Here is a 22,599-nt window from a genome sequence, read left to right on the forward strand (position 1 = left end):
TCCCCCTATATTAATTTCTCTGCTACGTATGAAGCAAATACATCTAATGCTACTTCTTCTTGTTCGCCTGTTGCCATATCTTTTAAGTTAATGATGCCTTTATCTAGCTCATCTTCCCCTAATACAGCTACAAATTTCGCTTTTAGACGATCTGCTGATTTAAATTGTGCTTTCATTTTGCGATCTAAATAATCTTTTTCAACTGATAATCCAGCTTTACGAAGATCAAACGCAACTTTTGCAGCATGGTCTTTTGCTTTTTCACCAAGAGCTACAACGTAACAATCGATACTATGTTCAATTGGTAATTCAATGTTTTCAGCTTTTAGCGCCATAATTAAACGTTCAATACTCATCGCAAAACCGATACCTGGCATTTCTGGTCCACCGATTTCTTGTACAAGTCCGTTATAACGGCCGCCACCGCTTAATGTTGTGATAGCACCGAAACCTTCTGCTTCACTCATAATTTCAAAAACAGTATGTTGGTAGTAGTCTAAACCACGTACTAAGTTCGGATCTTTTTCAAATGGAACATCCATCATCGTTAATAGCTCTTGAACTTTGTCATAGTACACTGCTGAATCTTCGTTTAAGTATTCTGTAATAGATGGTGCTGTTCCCATTAATTCATGGTTACGGTCCTTCTTACAATCTAAAATACGAAGAGGGTTCTTTTCTAAACGAGATTGACAGTCAGAACAGAACTCGCCGATACGTGGCTCGAAGTGTGCGATTAACGCATCACGGTGCGCTTGACGGCTCGCTGCATCACCTAAGCTGTTTAATACAACTTTAATATTTTTTAAGCCCATGCCGCGGTAAAACTCTACAGCAAGTGCAATTACTTCTGCATCAATTGCAGGATCGTTACTACCGATTGCTTCAATACCGAATTGTACGAATTGACGATAGCGACCTGCTTGTGGTCTTTCGTAACGGAACATTTGGCCGATATAGTATAATTTCGTTGGTTGTGTTGCGTCACCGAACATTTTGTTTTCAACGTAAGAACGTACAACAGGTGCAGTACCTTCTGGACGTAATGTTAAACTACGCTCTCCACGATCTTGGAATGAGTACATTTCTTTTTGTACGATATCTGTCGTATCACCAACACCACGTAAAAATAGCTCAGTGTGTTCAAAAATTGGTGTACGAATTTCTTTATAATTGTAACGACGGCAAATTTCGCGTGCTTGCCCTTCGATATACTGCCATAACTCAACAGTGCCTGGAAGAATATCTTGCGTTCCGCGTGGGATTTGAATAGACATATTCAGTTCCTCCTCAAATTGTTTTAATCTTAATAAAAATAAAAAAACTCCCGCCTCTACTGTTTGAACAGTAGGGACGAGAGTATTATACCCGTGGTGCCACCCTAATTGAAGCACGAATGCTTCCACTTTTTTAATAACGCTTAAATGTGCGTTCATCCCTACTAAGCATATACGCCGTTCAAGTTGAAACCTCTAGAGTGTCATTCAATCAGTCATCATGTAGAAATGTTTTCAGCCTAAGACATTTCTTCTCTTGCCATGTGTGTCTCATTTACTCTTCTCTATCAACGGTTATATTCATATGTAAATATAAAATTACTATACGTTTGTTGAGTAGGATTGTCAAGTACTCTAAGAGCGTTCAATCTGCTTCTTTAGACGCTTTACATCTTGAAGAGAAATTCCAAACTCAGAAGCGAGCTCCATTGAAGTATTGTTTTGCTCTTTTGAAATAAAATCATGAAAATTCACGTTAAACAATTGATTTGCACCATTTGTAACAGAATGCCCTTTTTCATTCATACGCATACGTATATCCCTCACATTCAATATGGATGTTTTACTTTTTATTGTTCCATATTGATGAGAGAGTTATACATAAACAAAAAAGCTATTGGTTCCAAAGAAGGTAATCCTTTCATCCGTGGGGTTCACTGTCCACAAATAGCGTGATAAATGAACAAAACATACAACAATGTATAAAAAAGAGAGGATGATATCATCCTCTCTTCTTAAGCAACACTATTTACTATCCACAATTAAGGTCACCGGACCATCATTGATTAAAGAAACATCCATCATTGCTCCAAATGTCCCTGTTTCTACATGCAATCCTTGCTTACGAACTTCCTCATTAAAGAAATCGTATAAGCGCTCTGCATAGTCAGGTTTGGCAGCATCCATAAAGTTTGGACGTCTTCCCTTGCGGCAATCTCCGTATAATGTGAACTGCGAAATTGATAGAACTTGTCCTTCTACATCAAGTACAGAATGGTTCATCTTTCCGCTCTCATCTTCAAAAATACGTAAGTTCGCAATTTTTTCTGCAATGTAAGTTGCATCTTTTTCTGTATCTTCATGCGTAATGCCAACTAGTAATGTTAAACCGAACGGAATTTGTCCTACGATCTCACCGTCTACTGTGACAGACGCTTCTTTTGATCGTTGTAAAACAACTCTCATCTTTTCTACACTCCCTATTAATGCATCATGCGTCGTACTGCATAAATTTCTGGAACACGTTTAATGCGTTCTACTACTTTTTTCAAGTGCTGTAAGTTACGAATAGAGATTGACATATTAATTGTCGCCATCTTATTACGGTCACTTCTACCAGAAACTGCCGAAATGTACGTTTTCGTCTCTGTAACAGCTTGCAATACTTCGTTTAATAAACCACGGCGATCATAACCTGAAATTTCAATATCAACGTTATACTCAATTTCTTTTTCAGGGCTACCTTCCCACTCTACTTCTAATAAACGTTCTATAGCTTCTTCTGTATGAACATTTACACAATCACGGCGGTGAATCGATACACCTCGGCCTTTCGTAATATATCCAACGATATCATCACCCGGTACTGGGTTACAGCATTTTGATAAACGAATTAATAAATTATCCGCACCACTTACTTTAACGCCAGAATCCCATTTTCGAATTTTCATCGGTTTACGAACTTCTTTAACTTCAACGATTTCTTCTTCTTCACGTTGCTTACGGAATTTGTCCGTTAGTCGCGTAACAATTTGCGACGCTGTAATCCCGCTATATCCAACTGCTGCAAACATATCTTCTTCATTTGCAAAATTGAACTTCTCAGCAACACGTTTTAAATTGTCAGGAGCTAGCACTTCTTTCATCTCATACTCTAAGCCACGTACTTCTTTTTCAACAAGTTCACGGCCCTTTTCAATATTTTCGTCTCTACGTTGCTTCTTAAAGAATTGACGTATTTTGTTTTTCGCATGAGATGTTTGAGCAAGTTTTACCCAGTCTTGACTTGGTCCATACGAATGTTTCGATGTTAAAATTTCAATGATGTCACCCGTTTTTAATTTATAATCAAGGGTCACCATTTTCCCATTTACTTTTGCGCCAATTGTTTTATTTCCAATCTCTGAATGCACGCGATACGAAAAGTCAATCGGAACAGATCCAAGTGGCAATTCCATTACATCGCCTTTAGGTGTAAAGACGAATACCATGTCAGAGAATAAATCAATTTTTAATGACTCCATAAACTCTTCTGCATTAGAAGCTTCATTTTGCCATTCTAATATTTGACGGAACCAAGTAAGTTTCTTCTCTAATGTACCTGTTGTTTCTGCTGTTTTTCCTTCTTTATACGCCCAGTGCGCCGCGATCCCGAATTCTGCAATCTCATGCATTTCTTTCGTACGAATTTGCACTTCAAGCGGATCACCTTTCGGCCCAATTACAGTCGTATGAAGAGATTGATATAGATTTGCTTTCGGCATTGCAATATAATCTTTAAAACGACCTGGCATCGGTTTCCAGCACGTATGAATAATTCCAAGTACTGCATAACAATCTTTAATACTATTTACAACGACACGTACAGCTAATAAATCGTAAATTTCATTGAACTGTTTATTTTGCAGTGCCATTTTACGATAAATACTATAAATATGTTTTGGTCTTCCAGAAATCTCAGGTTGAATTGAAACCTCTTTTAACTTCTCACGAATACCAGTCATTACTTCATCTAAATACTCTTCACGCTCTGCACGTTTACGCTTCATTAAATTTACAATACGATAGTATTGCTGTGGATTTAAATAGCGAAGTGACGTATCCTCTAACTCCCATTTAATAGTACTAATTCCGAGTCTATGTGCTAAAGGTGCAAAGATTTCTAACGTTTCATTCGCAATGCGACGCTGCTTCTCTTGAGGCAAATGTTTCAATGTACGCATGTTATGAAGACGATCAGCTAGTTTAATTAAAATAACTCGAATATCTTGAGCCATTGCAATAAACATTTTGCGATGGTTTTCTGCTTGCTGTTGCTCGTGAGATTTATATTTAATCTTTCCGAGCTTTGTTACACCATCGACAAGCATAGCAATTTCTTTATTAAATTCACGTTCAATATCTTCTAATGTAATTTCTGTATCTTCCACTACATCATGTAAGAAACCTGCTGATACTGTAGCTGGATCCATGTGTAAATCAACTAAAATACCTGCAACTTGAATTGGATGAATAATGTACGGTTCACCCGATTTTCTGTATTGTTCGCTATGCGCATCACGTGCATATTCATAGGCACGTGCCACTAGCTCAATATCTTCATCTGCTAAATATTGACTTGCTTTCTCGAGTACCTGTTCAGCTGTTAGTACCTGCTCATTTGCCATCGAATCACCTTTTATTGAAAATTGACTTTATCTTAATTAAGTAGAATAAATTATATTCTATCATTATAACCTAATGATTGTGAATTGTGAAAAGGAAAAGATTTTACTGACATTTCACCTTGTTTTTTTGTGCAATTATACAAAAGTACCCGCTCCTCTCCAAGAGATTCACGGGTACTTCTTATCACCGTAGTTTTACCTATATAGTGATTAGTATTTTTCTAATACTAATACATCGTAACCATCTAACATTTTACGACCATCTAAGTAAGTAAGCTCTACTAAGAATGCAATTCCTGCTACAACTCCGCCAAGTTCTTCAACTAGCTTAATTGTCGCTTCAATTGTTCCACCTGTAGCTAATAGATCATCTGTAATCAATACGCGTTGACCTGGCTTAATTGCATCTTTATGGATTGTTAAAACATCTTTACCATATTCTTTACCGTAGTCAACTGTAATTACTTCACGTGGTAATTTCCCTAATTTACGAACTGGTGCAAAACCTACTTCTAACGCATAAGAAACTGGGCAACCAATAATAAAGCCACGTGCTTCTGGCCCTACTACAACGTCAATGTCTCTTTTCTTTGCATACTCAACGATTGCATCTGTTGCTGCTTTGTATGCTTTACCGTCGTTCATTAACGGTGTAATGTCTTTAAATACAATACCTTCTTTTGGATAATCCGGTACAATTGCGATATGTTGCTTGAAATCCATATTTCTGAATCCTCCTCAGATCTAAAAGGTTTGTAAATACAAATCCTTTACCCTAACTGTTCTACTTCTTTATGATTACGAATCGTTTCAAACCATGTATATAGTTGCTGATATGTGCTATAAACCAATTCTTTTTCTAATTGTAAGTGGTTCATTTTCTCACGATATGTGTTCGATTCAATTAAATCACGCTTTTGTTTTTTGTCTGCCATAAAAATGACGCCATCTTTTATTGTAACAAATTCTAACTCAAAAAACACCTGTGTCATGAAATTTACTGTATCTTTTGACCAACCTTTATGTTGACAGAGTTGTGCTCCGTATTGTCTTAAAGAAAATGGTGCTTTTTGGCTCAAGAACGAATAGTACCATTTAAAATGTTCCCTCGTTGGAACAGTACTAAATAAATGATTATTCTCTTGATAAAATAGCGTATAAATTCGCGACGGGAACCCAACTTTAAATAGATTTCTTAATTCATCTGTTCCTTTTGGCAAATCAAGTAACACGATGTATTGATCGTCTAAATGAGTTACTTCTGATGCATGCATCATATGCTCTTTATAGTCTTCTAGAGAAAATTTATTCAATACCTCTTCAGAAAAATACACCATCGTTATTTTTTCTTTCGGAAGTTCTGCTACATTTGCTTCTACGTTACGCATACTACGCCAATCAAATAATTGCCACGCCTCTACAGCAATATCTTGTACCATTAATTGCGGCTTCTTAAAATTATTCCATTCATTAATAGATGCTTCTCCTATTACAGATACCTTTGCAACTGGAGAAATTTCTTTCGCATACGCACCAAAACCAAATCCGATTGTATCCAGTGTCGCTTGTCCATCGCGAAGAGCCATTTTCAAATGAGAGCCATCTGATCCGATTGCACGAATACTTTCTAGCTCTGCATCCTTCACTGCAATACGCGGTTTTGGATTTCCAACACCAAATGGCGCTAACTTTTGCATGTCTTCAATTGCTGCAAGTGTTACATCCTCCACTTTACAAAAAACATCAACAGCGGTAATTGGGATAAAATCTTCTTCTGTTAAAATTACCTCTGCTTGTTCATTTAAGCGGCGGCGCAATTCAGCTACATCATTCATATGTAGCGTCATTCCCGCTGCCATTGGATGCCCTCCGAAGTGTGGCAATAACTCTCTACAATCTGACAAGTTTGCAAACAAATCAAATCCTGCAATACTACGTGCTGAACCTTTTGCTGTTTCTTTTACAGGATCAATACATAATACAATCGTTGGACGATAAAAACGTTCAACTAATTTAGATGCGACAATTCCAATTACACCTGGATTCCAGCCTTCTTTTGCCAGTACTAGTACTTTATTGTCTTCTGGCGGGAAATTATTTTCCACTTCAGCGATAGCTTCTTCTGTAATTTGCTTTACAATATCTTTTCGCAGTTTGTTCAGCTCATCAATTTCTTCAGCCAACTCTTTCGCTTCTTCCGGATCATCTGATAATAAAAGATGTACAGCCGGCGTAGCATCTTCTAAACGTCCAACTGCATTAATACGCGGTGCGATTGAGAAGCCAATGCTCTCTTCTGTAATTTCACTTTGCGATACGTTAGCAACTTTAAACAGCGCCTTTAGTCCGATATTTTTTGTCATGCGCATATGTTTTAAACCGCGCTTCACTAGCAATCTATTCTCACCATGAAGTGATACTAAATCGGCTACTGTACCAATTACTGCAATTTCTAATAAATGTTCTGGTACACGGCCTAATAGTGCATGCGCAACTTTAAATGCAACACCTACACCAGCTAAATAGTGGAACGGATACATACCGCCATCTAATTTCGGATGAATAATCGCAAGTGCTTCTGGCAATTCCGGTGGTGGCTCATGATGATCCGTAATAATAAGATCTACTCCAAGCTCCTTCGCTACCTTCGCTTCATGCACTGCTGCGATACCAGTATCAACAGTAATAATTAGCGAGAACCCCGCGCTATGTGCCCAACGAAATGCTTCTTCGTTTGGTCCATACCCTTCTGTAAAACGGTTTGGGATATAAAATTCTACGTCTGCACCTAATTCTTGTAAGGCAAGATACAACACAGTCGTACTACTTACTCCGTCCGCATCGTAGTCACCAAATATTAATATTTGCTCTCCATTTTGAACCGCCTTATTTACACGTTCTACGGTTCTATCCATTCCTTCTAATAAAAATGGATCATGAAATTCTTGATTTTCTGTATTTAAAAAATCTAAAATCTTATCTTCTGTATCTAGTCCTCTACCGAGGAATAACGAAACGACAAGTGGTGATAATTGTAATTTACTTGCTAATTCACTCACTCGCTCATTATTATATTCTTTTTCTTTCCAACGCGTCTTCGGTTGTAACACGAAATCACCCCTTAACCTGTTCATTATACAAGACAGATTAAGGGGTGACAATATAATGCAAACTACGATGCAATATCTATATACCAAAATATTAATAATGTTTAATTTGGAGAATACGGATTTATATGTACAAACACATTTTGTACGTTATCTTGTTCCATCAGCGTTTCTTTCACACGCTTTCCAATACGGTGCCCTTCTTCTACAGTAATGTATGGGTCTACAGAAACTTTAATATCAACAATAACGTAATGGCCATGCTCCCTTGCATATAAAGAACCGATTTTTTTCACACCATCTATTTGAAGTACTGCTTTTCTAAGCGGCACAACATCTTCCTCATGCAGAACATGATCAAGCGTTGCATGAATTGCTTCTGCACCAATACTCCATGCCATTTTGGCAACAAGGAGCGAAACAAATAATCCTGCAATTGGATCGGCATATACAAGCCAATTTACCCCAAACTTACCACCAATAATCGCTGCACAAATACCGATTAAAGCTGCAATTGAAGAAAATACATCCGAACGGTGCTCATATGCATTTGCAATAATTGCATCACTATTTACCCTCTTCCCTAATCGGAATTTATATTGAAACATTCCTTCTTTCACAACAATCGAAAGAACAACAGCAAAAATCGTAATTCCTTTCGGTGGTTCTAGTTCTTGCGAAAAAGCTTTTATAGACGAAATTGCTATCTCGATTCCCACAATAAATAATAATACTGCAACAATAATAGCTGAAATCGATTCCGCTTTACCATGACCATACGGATGATCTTCATCAGGCGGCTGCTTTGCTGCTCGCAATCCAAACAGTACAGCTAGCGAACCAATTACATCTGATGCAGAATGCACGGCATCCGCTAATAGCGCTTTACTGTTCCCAATATAACCAATTACCGCCTTTACAATCGCTAATATAATATTACCAACGATCCCGACAATAGCACCAAACTCGGCCTGTTTAAAACGTTCATCTTTTTCCATAATTAAAATCCCTTCTTTTCTTAACCTATCTTTTTATTGTAGCAAAAATAGCGATAGCATCACCACTTTCTTCCATTTTTTTATTTCAAAGTCGCTATCTTATTGTATCCACAAACGAAAAAAGAGATGCCTCATAAAGAGACATCATCTTTTTTATACTTGCGGTTCAGATTCTACTTTCTCAACCTTTTTCTTGTTTTTGCCCTTTTTCAAACGACGGTTTTCAAGCATTAACCAAATTTGAGAAGCGACGAAAACAGAAGAGTACGTACCTACAACTAATCCAACAAGTAACGCAAACGAGAAGTTACGTAATGACTCACTACCGAAGATAAGTAACGCAATTACAGGGAATAACACTGTTAATACGGTGTTAATCGAACGACCAAGCGTTTGGCGAATACTTGCATTTACGATTTCTTCTAAGTCTTTTATATCGCGAACTCGTTTTTTCTGTTTGTATAATTCACGGTTTCTATCAAATGTAACAATCGAGTCATTAATAGAGTAACCGATGATTGTTAATACCGCAGCGATAAACGTTAAGTCTACCTCTAATTGGAAAATACTAAATATAACAACCATAACGAATGCGTCATGTAATAATGCAAGTACTGCAGATAATGCATACGTAAAGCGGAATCGAATACTTACGTATAAAATGATAACTGCAGAAGCGATTAATACTGCGATAAATGCATTTCGTGCAATTTCTTTACCGATTGTCGGTGAAACTGTACTTACGTTTGGATCTGTACCATATTTATCATGGAAGAATGTTTTTGTTTTCGCAATTTCATCTTTTGATAGAACACCTAATGTACGAACTGCGAATCCTTTATTGTCATCTCCAGTCGGTACAATATTTTCTTCCTTCACATCAATTTTCAATTCTTTAAAATCTTTATGAACATCAGATACAGTAAGTGCTTGTTTTGATTGCAAGTCGATACGTGTACCACTCGCAAAGTCAATACCAAGATTCAATTTGAAAATTGGTAGTATAATTGCACCTGCAATTACAACTACAATCGAGAAGACAAGGAATTTATGACCGATATTTACAAAGTTAATACGATCAAATTTCGTTGGTGGATGTACTACACCTTTTGTTAACGGAATAATATCCTTTTGTTTCACACCGAAATATCCTGGTTTTTTATCGAAGTAACGGCTCTTTACAAGTAACCCTAGTAAGAAACGAGTACCGAATACGTTCGTAACGAAACCAACTAAAATACTTACAATTAAGCTTGTTGCAAACCCTTTTACAGAACTATTACCATAAACGAATAATACACCAGCTGCTGCAAGAGTCGTAACGTTTGCATCTAAAATTGTTGCTAATGAACGATGGTTACCAGCACGGAATGCTGACATCATGGACTTACCAATTTTCAGCTCTTCTTTCAGTCTCTCGTACGTAATAATATTCGCATCAACTGCGATACCTACCCCGAGCACTAACGCCGCAATACCTGGCAATGTAAGAACTGCATGCATCCAGTTAAATACGAGTAGCGTAACAAAAATGTATAGACCTAGCATAATAACCGCTACAATTCCTGGTAAACGGTAATATACAAGCATAAATAAGAAAATAAGAGCGATACCAATCGCACTAGCGAAAATTGTTTGTTCTAATGCTTGTTGTCCAAATTTCGCCCCAACAGATGTTGAATACATTTCTTTTAAATCAACAGGAAGTGCACCTGCATTTAATAAAGATGAAAGTTGTTTCGCACTTTCAACTGTGAAGTTTCCACCTACGATAGATACTTCAGCTTGGTTAAACACTTGGCTTACTGTTGCTGCTGATAAGAACTTCGGATTCGGTTTTGCAGATTCTGCTTTATACGAATCTTTTCCTTCTTCAAAGTCTAGCCAGATTACCATTAAATTCGTTGGTGGTGGCATTTTTGAAATTTTTTCAGTTACTTCACGGAATTTTTCAGCGCTTTTTAGTGTAAGACCTACGCTCGCACGGCCTTGCTCATCAAATGTTTGCTTCGCTCCGCCGCCTTTTAAATCCGTTCCGTCCATAAGAAGGTTGTCATCTACATCACGGAATGTTAATTTTGCTTGTGTTGATAACATTTCACGTGCTTTTTGCTGATCTTGTACACCAGCAAGCTGTACGCGAATTCGATCTTGTCCTTCAATTTGAATGTTCGGCTCACTTACACCGAGAACATTAACACGATTTTCAAGAGCACCTACTGTACTTACAAGTGCCTCTCGGTCGATTTTATCACCTTTTTTGGCTGGCTTTACTTCATAAAGAATTTCAAAACCACCGCGAAGGTCTAGTCCTAGACTAATTCCTTTTGCTATGTCTTTTCCTGCCGCACCAATTACTCCACCGATTAATAAAACGATGAGGAAAAAGGCGGCAATTCTCGTACCACGCTTTGCCATATGTACCCTCTTTCTGCTACTAACACTTTAAATAAATCTCTTACGATTCACTTTTACACGTGTGCATACGCCTAGTTAGTAGACTTCCTTTCTATAATTTTGCTAGTTCATCACTAGCTGTGTTGGTAAGTTTTTCACAATACCTACACTTTCATTATTTATTTTCTCTGTTCACTACCCCCTTTATATATAATCTTAGACATAATTATTTCCTCATTATCAATACCTATCATTATACTGCAAAAGGAAGAACAAACCAATTGCAGGCGGTTATTTATTTTCATATTCATCAAACGACCAAAGTGGTGCTTGATATGCTTCAACAGTTAAATAAGTCATATATTCATTAGCACTTACTCTTAATACATCATTTACTAATTCATATAACCTCACATCGCTGTCTATCTTCTTCCACTTTTTCACTTTAAGAAACTTCCAAATGTCATCATCTGTTACTCGGTCATAACCGAACATGTGGAACTCTTCTACTTTGCTTTCTAAAACGACTTGTAACTGTCCGCGGTATGATTCTACCAAAGCCTCTTTTTCTAACATACATAACATCTCCTTCTTATTTCAGCACGAAAAGTCGCTTTTAATCCCGCTCTAATGGACAGCAATAACTACTTTCAAGAGCACTCTCTTAAATGCTTGTCATTCTTGTCTCGTACGTGCATATAAATTATTGTAAATCATTCCACTGATTTTGAGAAGGTAGGAGAAGACCATGACGAGACAAAGCTTTTTAAAAGGCGCATTTATTTTAATGATTGCCGGCTTTATTACCAAAATCCTTGGATTTATTAACCGGATTGTAATGGCACGTATTTTAGGAGAAGAAGGCGTTGGCCTTTATATGATGGCCGTTCCTACATTCATTCTAGCAATTACATTAACACAAATCGGCCTTCCTGTCGCAATCGCAAAATTTGTAGCAGAAGCAGAAGCTGTGAATGATAAACAAAGAGTTAAAAAAATATTAACAGTATCATTAGCAGTTACATCCGTTATTAGTATCATTTTAACAATTGGAATTATGCTCCTCACACCTATTTTAGCAAAAACATTATTAACTGATGAAAGAACGTACTATCCATTAATGGCCATTTTACCTGTCGTTCCTGTTATTGCCGTTTCTTCTGTTTTACGCGGCTATTTCCAAGGGAAACAAAACATGAAACCTAGTGCTTACGCCCAAGTTATAGAACAAGTTGTCCGCATTACAATTATCGCTATATGCATTCAGTTATTTTTACCTTACGGCGTAGAATACGCTGCAGCTGGTGCTATGTTATCAGCCGTTCTCGGTGAAGTTGCATCGTTATTATTTTTACTCACTTTATTTCAGCGCGAAAAACATTTATCTATACGCTCTGGATTTTTCACTACTGTAAAAGAAAGCAAAGGGACATTTTATTCGCTTATGGATATCGCTCTTCCAACTACAGGGAGTCGTTTAATCGGTTCCGTTTCATATTTCTTTGAGCCTATCGTCGTTATGCAAAGCTTAGCGATTGCCGGCGTTGCTGCCTCTGTCGCAACCCAGCAATACGGTATATTAAACGGTTATGCCTTCCCACTTCTTTCACTGCCAGCCTTTATTACATACGCCCTTTCTACAGCACTCGTTCCATCTATTAGTGAAGCGATGGCGAAAAGACAGCATAAATTAGTGGAACACCGCCTACAACAAGCTCTCCGGATCTCATTAATTACTGGCGGGTGGTCAGTCGTTATATTATACGTATTCGCTTCTCCTATTTTAACTCTTATGTATGGATCGGATAGTGCAACAGCATTCATCCAGCTTCTTGCACCTTGCTTTTTATTTCATTACTTTCAAAGTCCACTTACATCTGTTTTACAAGCTTTAAACTTAGCACGGGCTGCGATGATGAATACATTTATTGGCGCAATCGTGAAATTAATCGTTATTTTTGTACTAGCTTCAAGGCCAGAATTTCAAATGATGGGGGTTGCACTTGCAATTGCAGCAAATATAGTAACCGTAACATTCCTTCATTACGCTACTGTTTTAAAGAAAATTACATTTACCATTTACGCGAAAGATTACATTTTCGGCGGACTTGCCATCGGTATTGCAGGCTCCTTCGGTTTTTACCTTCATAAGTACATTATTTTTTCTCATTCACTTGGCGTACAAACCTTATGGGAAATCTCTTTAACAACACTTGTTTATATCGTTCTCCTCTTCACTTTCAAACTCATTCGAAAAGAAGAGTTAAGTAGGCTCCCTATCATTCGAAAACTTTCATTTTTGAAATAAACAGGCTTACTATTTCATATAGTAAGCCTCTAGTTTTCTTTCACATCAACAAAAAATTGTCCATTTTGAAAGCTGCAGTATAAAATTTGTTTGATATCGTTATAACCTAAGTTTTTTAATTTCTCAATAAGCCATTCATCTGTATGTTCAATCATTTGTAAATGATTCGATTGGATTTCTCCATCAATAATTAACGGGAGTGTAAAAACCGGCGTATCATTTTTACTCTTTTTACTTTTTTGTTTTTGAAAGACAGATAACTTTCCTGAAGGTTCTAAAATGGCGTATTCTACATCCCTTACATCTCCGACTCCCTGCTCCCTTAATTGCATCATTAAATCATCTATATTATAACGTTGCTTTCTCATTTTCTTTTCATCAATCTTTCCCGCATTTACAAGAATAGCCGGCTCACCTTCTATTAAATGTCGAAAACGTTGATACTTTAACGAAATAACTGACAAAATGATTTGTATACACATAAGAAAAGTCATCGGAACTAATTGGTGCCAAAGTGATTTATCGGTATTTTCAATTGCGACTACAGCCATTTCACCAAGCATAATGAATACGACTAAATCTAATACACTTAGCTCTCCAATTTCACGTTTACCCATAAGACGAAAAATAATTAATATGATGATATACAAAAGCATCGTCCGACCAATGATTGATACCCATTCCATTTCTACATCTCCTTTTTTACATATAGACTCCCCTATAAAAAATAAACTAGTCTAACTTCAGCAAAAAGAAAATATGCTTGTATTAAAAAGGGGGAATGTATAAATGGATGGAACGAAAAAATTATCAACTGCAATCGGCTTTGGTATCATTACCTTATTAATTCTGGCAACAATTATTAGCATGGTTATGGCTCTTTTATTAAAATTTACAGATATGAATGAAGGGACATTAGCCGTTACTATTTTTATACTTGCTCTTTTATCTATGCTTATATCCGGATTTACTGCCGGCAAAAAGGCACAAGGGAAAGGTTGGCTAGTAGGTTTCACAACAGGTCTTACATTCGCTATACTTGTTTTTCTAGTTAACTATTTAGGCTTCTCTCAAACTTTATCGAACTCACAGTTACTTTATCAATTAGCATTAATGGGGGCAAGTACACTCGGTGGTATTTTCGGGGTAAATATGTCAAAACAAAATAACTAAAAAAAGCCCTGCACATTTCATGCAGGGCCTTCCTCATTAGTTTTTCACAACTTCACGAATCGCATTGCGATCGAAAGTTAAGTGTGAACCACCAGATTTAATAACGATTTTCGTATCATCTACTGATTCGATTGTACCGTGTAAACCACCGATTGTTACGATAGCATCACCTTTTGATAACTCACTTTGCATTTGAGCAACTGCTTTTTGACGCTTTTGTTGCGGGCGAATTAATAAGAAATAGAAAATCGCAAACATCGCAACAATCATAACGATATTCATCATACCTGGATTCATCTTTGTTTCCTCCTTTTAAATTATGTATTAGAAGTTTTTAGCATTCGGTTTATTAAAGCCATACTGTTCAAAGAATTCTTCGCGGAAATCGCCAAGACGGTCTTCACGAATAGCTTGTCTCACCTGCTCCATTAAGTTTAACAGAAAATGCAGGTTGTGATAAGACGTTAAACGAATTCCGAACGTTTCATCACATTTCATTAAGTGACGAATGTACGCACGAGAGTAATTTTTACATGTATAGCAATCGCAATTTGGATCAAGCGGACCGAAGTCTCTTGCGAATTTCGCATTTTTTACAACTAGACGACCTTCACTTGTCATACATGTACCATTTCGAGCGATACGAGTTGGAAGTACACAGTCAAACATATCAATACCACGAATTGCACCGTCGATTAATGAGTCAGGAGAACCTACTCCCATTAAGTAACGTGGCTTATTATCTGGAAGAAGTGGTGTTGTAAACTCAAGTACACGGTTCATAATATCTTTTGGTTCTCCAACAGATAAACCACCTACAGCGTAACCAGGGAAGTCCATTGAAACAAGGTCTTTTGCACTTTGACGACGAAGCTCTTCGAACTCTCCACCTTGTACGATACCGAATAAACCTTGATCTTGTGGACGTTCATGCGCTTTTAAACAACGTTCTGCCCAGCGGCTTGTACGTTCTACAGACTTCTTCATATATTCAAAAGTAGCTGGGAATGGTGGACACTCATCAAATGCCATCATGATATCTGATCCTAATGCATTTTGAATTTCCATCGCTTTTTCTGGTGATAAGAATAATTTATCTCCATTTAAGTGATTGCGGAAGTGAACACCTTCCTCTTCAATACGACGGAAGTCACTTAAACTAAATACTTGGAAACCACCAGAATCCGTCAAGATTGCACGATCCCAGTTCATAAATTTATGCAAACCACCTGCTTCACGAATAATTTCGTGACCTGGGCGTAGCCATAAATGATACGTATTACTTAAAATAATGCCAGAATCCATTGCTTTTAATTCTTCTGGTGACATTGTTTTAACTGTTGCAAGTGTACCAACTGGCATGAATGTTGGTGTATCAAATGAACCGTGCGGCGTATGTACACGTCCTAAACGGGCACCTGTTTGTTTACAAGTTTTAATAAATTCATAACGAATTGCTGTCATAATTTACTCCTTTTATTTGGTTCCCATTTTAGCGTGAGATGCAACGAACATTGCATCACCAAAGCTAAAGAAACGATATTTTTCTTTTACTGCTTCATTATAAGCATGAAGTACATTATCTCTGTTTGCAAATGCACTTACAAGCATAATTAATGTTGATTTCGGTAAATGGAAGTTGGTAATTAAACCATCAATTGCTTTAAATTCATAACCTGGGTACATGAAAATGTCTGTCCAGCCAGAAGCAGCACAAAGCTTGCCATCATGATCTGTCGCAATTGTTTCTAACGTACGAGTTGAAGTCGTACCTACCGTAATAATACGTCCACCACTCTCTTTCACACGATTTAATAATGCCGCTGTCTCTTCAGACATATGGTAATATTCTGCGTGCATATGGTGTTCTTCAATCGTATCGGCAGAAACTGGTCTAAATGTTCCAAGCCCTACGTGAAGTGTAATGAAAGCTAACCCGACGCCTTTTTGTTTTAACTTCTCCAGTAACTCTTCTGTAAAGTGAAGTCCTGCAGTTGGCGCTGCTGCTGAGCCGATTTCTTTCGCATATACCGTTTGATAGCGATCGCGATCTTCTAGCGTCTCTTTAATATATGGAGGAAGTGGCATTTCTCCAAGTTCATCTAAAATTTCATAGAAGATGCCGTCATATGAAAATTCAAGCTGACGTCCACCTTGATCTGCAGTTCCTGTACAAGTTGCTTTTAATTTCCCTTCGCCAAAAGAGATAACAGTTCCTTCTTTTACACGTTTCGCTGGCTTAACAAGCGTTTCCCACGTATCGCCTTCTTCTTGTTTTAAAAGCAGTACTTCAATGTGCGCGCCTGTATCTTCTTTCACACCATGCAAACGAGCAGGCATAACTTTCGTTTCATTTAAAACTAAGCAATCCCCCTCATGTAAGTAAGAAAGAATGTCTGAAAAATGTTTATGCTCAATATCGCCTGTTTCACGGTCTAACACCATTAATCTTGATGTTTCACGATCTTCTAACGGGACTTGTGCAATAAGTTCTTCTGGTAAATGAAAATCAAACAGATTTATATCCATAACTATATCCACCTATTTCTTATTTGAATCGATTTATTATATACATAATAAAAGATAATACAATACTTAACACAATACATGTAATGATAGGAAAATAAAAGGTAACGTTTCCTTTTTTCACAAAAATATCGCCTGGAAGTCTTCCAATGAACTTCCAAGCTAATCCGACAACAATGAGTAAGATACCTGCTGTAATAAGCAATTTTGGCATCTCCGTCATACTTTTGGCATCTCCATTCCGAAATGCTCATATGCAAGCGGCGTGACAATTCGGCCCCTTGGCGTTCGTTGTAAAAAGCCAATTTGTAATAAATACGGCTCATACACATCTTCAATCGTATGCGATTCTTCTCCGATCGTTGCCGAAACCGTTTCTAACCCGACTGGGCCACCACGGAATTTCTCAATAATACCAAGCAATAATTTATGATCGATATGATCTAGACCTAATTTATCTACTTGCAGTAGTTCTAACGCCATTTGTGTAATTTCCATTGTAACTGTTCCGTTACCACGAACTTGTGCGAAATCTCGCACACGTCTTAATAAACGATTCGCAATACGAGGTGTACCACGAGCACGTCTTGCAATTTCTAGTGCAGCTAACGAATCAATTTCAACTTCAAATACTTCTGCTGTACGTTCTACAATCTCAGACAACTGATCTACTGTATAGTACTCTAATCTTGAAAGTACACCGAAACGGTCACGAAGTGGTGCTGATAATGCCCCTGCACGTGTCGTTGCTCCAACTAATGTAAATGGAGGTAAATCTAAACGTACAGATCGTGCTGACGGTCCTTTCCCAATTACAATATCAAGGCAAAAATCTTCCATCGCAGGATATAGCACTTCTTCAATCGATCTATGCAAACGATGAATTTCATCAATAAATAATACATCCCCCGGCTGAAGCGCTGTTAATACAGCTGCTAAATCTCCTGGTCTTTCAATTGCTGGGCCTGAAGTTGTTCTAACATTAACGCCCATTTCATTTGCTATAATATTTGCAAGCGTCGTTTTACCAAGTCCTGGTGGTCCATATAGAAGCACATGATCTAACGTTTCTTCACGCATTTTCGCTGCTTCAATAAACACCTCTAAATTATGTTTCGCTTTATCTTGGCCAATATACTGACGGAGCGTCTGTGGCCGTAATGAATATTCTAAATCCGAATCTTCATATGCAGATTCCCCTGAAAGGAGACGTTCGTCCATTATACTCACCTCTTACCATTTAGTAAAAGACTAAGTGCCTTTTTAATATACTGATCCGTCGTTAATGATTCTTTTAATAACTCTGGTACAACGCGAGAAACTTCTCGTTCTGCGTATCCAAGTGCACGCAGAGCTTCCAGCGCCTCATCAAGCTCAGCTGATGAACCTTTCTTCTCATCAAAACGTTCTGTATCTGAGAATAAATCAACAAATGCATCTGGTACGACGTCAGCTAGTTTTCCTTTTAAGTCTAAAATCATTTGGCGTGCTGTTTTCTTTCCGACGCCCGGGAATTTCACTAAAAACTTCTCGTCTTCATGTTCAATCGCTTGAACGACCTGTCCTGTTTGACCAGAAGCTAAAATTGCAAGAGCGCCTTTTGGTCCAATGCCAGATACACCTAACAACTTTGTAAATAATAAACGCTCTTCACGTGTTTTAAACCCGTAAAGTGCCATAATATCTTCTCTCACATAATGATATGTAAAGACACGGATTTCTTGCTTACTTCTTTGAAATACATACGGATTTGGTGTGAAAATTTGATACCCAATTCCATTATGGTCAATTACGACATATTCCGGTCCTACATAGTCCACGTAACCTGTAACATATTCAAACAAAATACGATCTCTCCCTCTTAAATCATGTATTCCATTTTAACATATTTAATGATAGAAAAGCGAGACTACCCCAACAAATGTTCTCTATTAGAAACTTCTGTTATTTTCCATTGACAGAAAGTGCGAAGCACTTTAATATACAGAAGTCGATAATGATTATCAATATTAATTAAAGGGGTTACATCAGGATGAAACAGAAGTTATTTATTTTATTTACTATTATGCTAGTCGTTCTTTCTATCGTTGGCTGTTCTTCTCAAAAAGAAGAAGCAAAAGCGAAAGAACAACCGAAAACAAAAGTTGTAAAACACGCTAAAGGGGAATCTACAATTCCAGTAAATCCAAAGCGAATTGTTGACTTATCTGGATCAACAGAAGAATTATTACTTCTTGGACACAAACCTGTTGGTACAGCAAATACATATAAAGATAAAATCCAAAATCACTTAACAGAGAAATTAGATGGTGTAAAAGCAGTAGGTTGGTACTGGGCACCTAAAGTTGATTTAGAAGCTGTTACGGCTTTAAAACCAGACTTAATTATTTTAAATAATCGTCAATTGAAGATTTATGATCAATTAGAAAAAGTTGCACCAACAGTTGTTCTAGAAACAAACTTAGAAGACTGGCGTGGTAAGTTTAAAGAAGTAGGTAAACTGTTTGACGAAGAAAAGAAAGCAGACAAATGGATTGCAGACTACGATAAAAAAGCAGACTCTTTATCTAAAAAGATTAAAGAAAAAACAAAAGATGAGAACTTTATGTTCATCGCAGTTACGCCACAAAACTTCCGTGTATACGGTAGCTTCGGATACGGTGACATCATCTTTAACGACTTAAAACTTCCAGCAACAAAAGGTACAGATTTAAAACAAACGATGGCACAAGTATCACTAGAAGGTCTTGTTGCATTCCAACCTGATCAAATGTTTATTGTAAACTTTGGCGGTGAAGCTGATAAGGTTTACGAAGACTACAAAAACAGTGCCGTTTGGAAAGACAACAAAGCAGTTAAAAATAATCACGTATACGAAGTATCGAATGAAATCTTCAATACGAAAGCATTCAATCCAATCGGAAAAGACATGCTAATCGATGAAATCGCAAAACAAATTTTAGATAAAAATAAATAAGAAAAAAGCAGCTCACCATGAGCTGCTTTTTTTCTTATTTTGCACTGCGTATTGCTTCATTTTTTCAATCGTCTTCACAAAACCTTCTTTTGATTTAATACGAATACCACGCTTCAATTTCGCACGCTCATAACTCTCCAGCTTTTTCATATCAATTTGAAAGAAGGAATGAATCGCATTATCACTTTTCGGTACACCTTTGAAAATTTGTAATATCCCTTCCTCTGACACACCGAAATAACCGCTCGTCTTTAATAACGGAGAAATATCATCAATTTTCTTTTGTAATACGATTTGTACATCATCACGATCAACGAGCTGCCATTCCTTATATTGCTGTAAAAACTTTTCTAAGTCCGCTACTTTTTCTGTAAATATTTCCTCACTTACTTCTCCATCAACATACATTCGCTCTAATAAAATTGTAACTTCAGGCTCTTTTTCTGTTACTTCTGGTACTGGGCCTTCCGCCTTCACATTCGTTTCATAAGCGAAACAAAACATCATAACGAAAGCTTGCATCGCAATCAGTATCCATCTCATTTCCGTTCACCTCTTTTAGGAAAGATCAAACTTTCATTAGTAGTTTTTCCGGAAATGGGGGTTTTATCCATAATGACCATATTACATTTATATCAAAAATAAAAAAATGCAGATAAAGTTTTACCTTATCTGCACTAGCATTTGTTTTTATATAAAATGAAAGACGCCTGCAAAGCAGGCGTCTTGATGCGTTTACGGCGAGAGACCAGGCGACCACATTCGCGTGTTTAGCACTTAAGCATATCTCTCGTCTTACGTAAATTAGCTCATCGCTTTGCTAATATAACATTAATAAAGTATAAGTGCAACATGTTTATAAAAATATTTTATTTCCTTTTCCATCCAAAAAATATATGTAAATTATAAATTGATAAATGTAATATATATGTTACAATTAATATAACAGCGAAATCATAATAAACAGGAGATAGATATTATGAAAAAAATTAAGGATGAACGTCTCATTCTGCAAACGTTAAAAAACATTCGAATTGCTTTTCTTTTTCAATCACTTGGTATAATTGGCATTTTAGGCTATATCGGATTCACTGAAGGAATAGATCAAATTACGAAATCTCCATTGTGGCTATTATTTATGCTTACAAGTATTTTACTTGCTTATTTACAGTTAAGTGTTTCAATCGATGTAGAAGAAGGCGAAAAAGAAATAAAATTAACTCCTTATTCCAAACTTGTCTTACGCTCTTTTATCATAGGAACTATTGTAGCTATTATTTATATTATTTTCAGTCCGGGAAGACCTCTCTTTGAAGCTATTTTAACAGGCAGTATTTTCTTCCTATGCTTTTTAGTGTCTTACTCCGTTAGTTATTTTATTAAAAAGCGTCGTTTACACGATAACGATGAATAAAGAGGAAGGGCTCCCCCTTCCTCTTTCGTTTTGCTATCGCACAGTACCAGTTAAACCGTAACGAATATCTCGGAACATATTTGTTATGTCGCGATTAAAATCGTTTGTAACTGTACCATTACGTAGACGTGTACTCATTGCATCGACACGAGTAAACATGTCATTTCTTACAGAAACATATACGTTTCTATTTCCAACTTCATTTACAACCGCTTGACGAACTTCATTTGCAAGCGCTGTTTCATTCGATACTGGATTACGTGGTTTCACCGCAATCGCTACATCGTTTCCATATACAACTGTAGACACACGGTCTACGTTATTCATACGTTTCACACGATTTGTAATTCTTTCTGCTGTTTTACCATCATTGTTAATGTATGAATTGTTCATTGTAATATTACGTGTTGGATGTGGATTAGCAATTTGACCGTTGTAATTTACATCACGGTAATAATTGTTATATCCTGTATCGTTACGACCATTTCTATATGTTACATAATCTGTATAACGATCATTACGCGTTACATTATCACGATACTGATGTGTATCATTATAAGATGTACGCTCGTAATTGTAGTTACGTCCATCCATTGCATTGTTATCTTTTGGTGTACCACATGCAGCTAACGCACTGGTAACTAACAAAGAAGCAGCAATCACTTTTACTTTCGTATTCAATACAAAAACCCCCTCTGTTAGAATGAACTTCTCTTCTGAAAAGCTCCCTCTTATGATGAGTAACAGAGAAGGTTTTTACACTGTTAATATTTCACTGGGGATTTTCTAACATTTGATGTAAATCTTCCATTTTCAGAACGACTCTACATACAAAAAAAGGTGGGAATAATCCCACCTTTTTTAAACTTCTTCTTCATCCTCTTCTTCTGGAACCGGCTCCCCAAATACATTTGGTGGATCTGGTTGATAATACATCGTTCCTGGCTGCGGTGCATATGCCGATTGAGTTGGTTGATAATATAAAGGATTCGCATATTGCGGACCGCCTGGTTGCGGACTATATAACCTACTCTCT

Annotated in this window: 22 protein-coding genes and 1 other annotated feature; of the genes, 4 read left to right on the forward strand and 18 right to left on the reverse strand. The window is 37.0% G+C overall.

Annotated elements, in window-relative coordinates; translation table 11 throughout:
* Nucleotides 1–5: 5 nt before the first annotated feature.
* The 9 genes from hisS to MR115_RS06605 form a co-directional block, all read right to left on the reverse strand.
* Nucleotides 6–1,277 carry a histidine--tRNA ligase gene (gene hisS, locus MR115_RS06565; RefSeq protein WP_033656406.1) on the reverse strand — a complete coding sequence of 424 codons (1,272 nt, stop codon included), beginning with the start codon at nt 1,275–1,277 and terminating at the stop codon, nt 6–8.
* A 69-nt stretch (nt 1,278–1,346) separates the two neighbouring features.
* Nucleotides 1,347–1,577, reverse strand: a binding site (T-box leader).
* 54 nt (nt 1,578–1,631) lie between these two features.
* Entirely contained in the window at nt 1,632–1,808 is a 177-nt protein-coding gene (locus MR115_RS06570; protein ID WP_001242605.1) for a hypothetical protein, read from the reverse strand.
* Between the two features lie 213 nt (nt 1,809–2,021).
* Entirely contained in the window at nt 2,022–2,462 is a 441-nt protein-coding gene (locus MR115_RS06575) for a D-tyrosyl-tRNA(Tyr) deacylase (protein ID WP_001266958.1), read from the reverse strand.
* Between the two features lie 17 nt (nt 2,463–2,479).
* The gene (gene relA, locus MR115_RS06580) at nt 2,480–4,663 is read right to left on the reverse strand and encodes a GTP diphosphokinase (RefSeq protein ID WP_001262800.1); all 2,184 of its coding nucleotides are present in this window, start codon (nt 4,661–4,663) and stop codon (nt 2,480–2,482) included.
* Between the two features lie 210 nt (nt 4,664–4,873).
* Nucleotides 4,874–5,386: an adenine phosphoribosyltransferase gene (locus tag MR115_RS06585; protein WP_000346221.1), complete on the reverse strand. Its 513-nt coding sequence runs from the start codon at nt 5,384–5,386 to the stop codon at nt 4,874–4,876.
* A gap of 47 nt (nt 5,387–5,433) precedes the next feature.
* A complete protein-coding gene (gene recJ, locus MR115_RS06590) occupies nt 5,434–7,773 on the reverse strand; it encodes a single-stranded-DNA-specific exonuclease RecJ (protein ID WP_242240522.1) in 2,340 nt (779 codons plus the stop codon).
* Between the two features lie 101 nt (nt 7,774–7,874).
* The gene (locus MR115_RS06595; RefSeq protein WP_242240524.1) at nt 7,875–8,768 is read right to left on the reverse strand and encodes a cation diffusion facilitator family transporter; all 894 of its coding nucleotides are present in this window, start codon (nt 8,766–8,768) and stop codon (nt 7,875–7,877) included.
* A 153-nt stretch (nt 8,769–8,921) separates the two neighbouring features.
* On the reverse strand, nt 8,922–11,186 hold the full coding sequence (secDF, locus tag MR115_RS06600; RefSeq protein ID WP_242240526.1) for a protein translocase subunit SecDF: 2,265 nt from the start codon (nt 11,184–11,186) through the stop codon (nt 8,922–8,924).
* Nucleotides 11,187–11,456: 270 nt separating this feature from the next.
* A complete protein-coding gene (locus MR115_RS06605) occupies nt 11,457–11,741 on the reverse strand; it encodes a post-transcriptional regulator (RefSeq protein WP_000890213.1) in 285 nt (94 codons plus the stop codon).
* 172 nt (nt 11,742–11,913) lie between these two features.
* On the opposite strand from MR115_RS06605, the gene spoVB reads away from it, so the two are divergent.
* A complete protein-coding gene (gene spoVB / locus MR115_RS06610; RefSeq protein WP_097818263.1) occupies nt 11,914–13,473 on the forward strand; it encodes a stage V sporulation protein B in 1,560 nt (519 codons plus the stop codon).
* A gap of 29 nt (nt 13,474–13,502) precedes the next feature.
* Here spoVB and MR115_RS06615 read toward each other — a convergent pair whose 3' ends face one another.
* Nucleotides 13,503–14,159: a DUF421 domain-containing protein gene (locus MR115_RS06615; protein WP_061677196.1), complete on the reverse strand. Its 657-nt coding sequence runs from the start codon at nt 14,157–14,159 to the stop codon at nt 13,503–13,505.
* A 103-nt stretch (nt 14,160–14,262) separates the two neighbouring features.
* Here MR115_RS06615 and MR115_RS06620 point away from each other — a divergent pair, with 103 nt between their 5' ends.
* A complete protein-coding gene (locus MR115_RS06620) occupies nt 14,263–14,646 on the forward strand; it encodes a TIGR04086 family membrane protein (RefSeq protein WP_000349143.1) in 384 nt (127 codons plus the stop codon).
* A 36-nt stretch (nt 14,647–14,682) separates the two neighbouring features.
* Here MR115_RS06620 and yajC read toward each other — a convergent pair whose 3' ends face one another.
* From yajC to ruvA, 6 genes are read right to left on the reverse strand one after another with little or no spacing between them, the layout of a single operon-like run.
* Nucleotides 14,683–14,943, reverse strand: coding sequence for a preprotein translocase subunit YajC (gene yajC / locus MR115_RS06625; protein ID WP_001068068.1), 261 nt, complete (start codon nt 14,941–14,943; stop codon nt 14,683–14,685).
* A gap of 27 nt (nt 14,944–14,970) precedes the next feature.
* Nucleotides 14,971–16,110, reverse strand: coding sequence for a tRNA guanosine(34) transglycosylase Tgt (tgt, locus tag MR115_RS06630; RefSeq protein ID WP_000125362.1), 1,140 nt, complete (start codon nt 16,108–16,110; stop codon nt 14,971–14,973).
* A 12-nt stretch (nt 16,111–16,122) separates the two neighbouring features.
* Nucleotides 16,123–17,175, reverse strand: coding sequence for a tRNA preQ1(34) S-adenosylmethionine ribosyltransferase-isomerase QueA (gene queA, locus MR115_RS06635; protein WP_242240528.1), 1,053 nt, complete (start codon nt 17,173–17,175; stop codon nt 16,123–16,125).
* A gap of 19 nt (nt 17,176–17,194) precedes the next feature.
* Complete coding sequence (locus MR115_RS06640) at nt 17,195–17,395, reverse strand: DUF2905 domain-containing protein (RefSeq protein ID WP_000138162.1); 201 nt, start codon at nt 17,393–17,395, stop codon at nt 17,195–17,197.
* Complete coding sequence (ruvB, locus tag MR115_RS06645; protein WP_000344467.1) at nt 17,392–18,393, reverse strand: Holliday junction branch migration DNA helicase RuvB; 1,002 nt, start codon at nt 18,391–18,393, stop codon at nt 17,392–17,394. Before ruvB ends, MR115_RS06640 begins: the two co-directional genes overlap by 4 nt.
* A gap of 5 nt (nt 18,394–18,398) precedes the next feature.
* Complete coding sequence (gene ruvA / locus MR115_RS06650; RefSeq protein ID WP_061677193.1) at nt 18,399–19,016, reverse strand: Holliday junction DNA helicase RuvA; 618 nt, start codon at nt 19,014–19,016, stop codon at nt 18,399–18,401.
* A 188-nt stretch (nt 19,017–19,204) separates the two neighbouring features.
* On the opposite strand from ruvA, the gene MR115_RS06655 reads away from it, so the two are divergent.
* Entirely contained in the window at nt 19,205–20,149 is a 945-nt protein-coding gene (locus tag MR115_RS06655) for an iron-hydroxamate ABC transporter substrate-binding protein (protein ID WP_242240530.1), read from the forward strand.
* Between the two features lie 12 nt (nt 20,150–20,161).
* Here MR115_RS06655 and MR115_RS06660 read toward each other — a convergent pair whose 3' ends face one another.
* On the reverse strand, nt 20,162–20,692 hold the full coding sequence (locus MR115_RS06660; RefSeq protein WP_242240532.1) for a BofC C-terminal domain-containing protein: 531 nt from the start codon (nt 20,690–20,692) through the stop codon (nt 20,162–20,164).
* A gap of 436 nt (nt 20,693–21,128) precedes the next feature.
* On the opposite strand from MR115_RS06660, the gene MR115_RS06665 reads away from it, so the two are divergent.
* Nucleotides 21,129–21,563: a branched-chain amino acid ABC transporter substrate-binding protein gene (locus MR115_RS06665; RefSeq protein ID WP_242240535.1), complete on the forward strand. Its 435-nt coding sequence runs from the start codon at nt 21,129–21,131 to the stop codon at nt 21,561–21,563.
* Between the two features lie 33 nt (nt 21,564–21,596).
* On the opposite strand, the gene MR115_RS06670 is transcribed toward MR115_RS06665, so the two are convergent.
* Nucleotides 21,597–22,244 carry a YhcN/YlaJ family sporulation lipoprotein gene (locus MR115_RS06670; protein ID WP_063260732.1) on the reverse strand — a complete coding sequence of 216 codons (648 nt, stop codon included), beginning with the start codon at nt 22,242–22,244 and terminating at the stop codon, nt 21,597–21,599.
* Nucleotides 22,245–22,599: the final 355 nt, after the last annotated feature.

The sequence above is a fragment of the Bacillus cereus group sp. BfR-BA-01309 genome (genome assembly GCF_022664315.1).
Lineage (GTDB): Bacteria > Bacillota > Bacilli > Bacillales > Bacillaceae_G > Bacillus_A > Bacillus_A mobilis.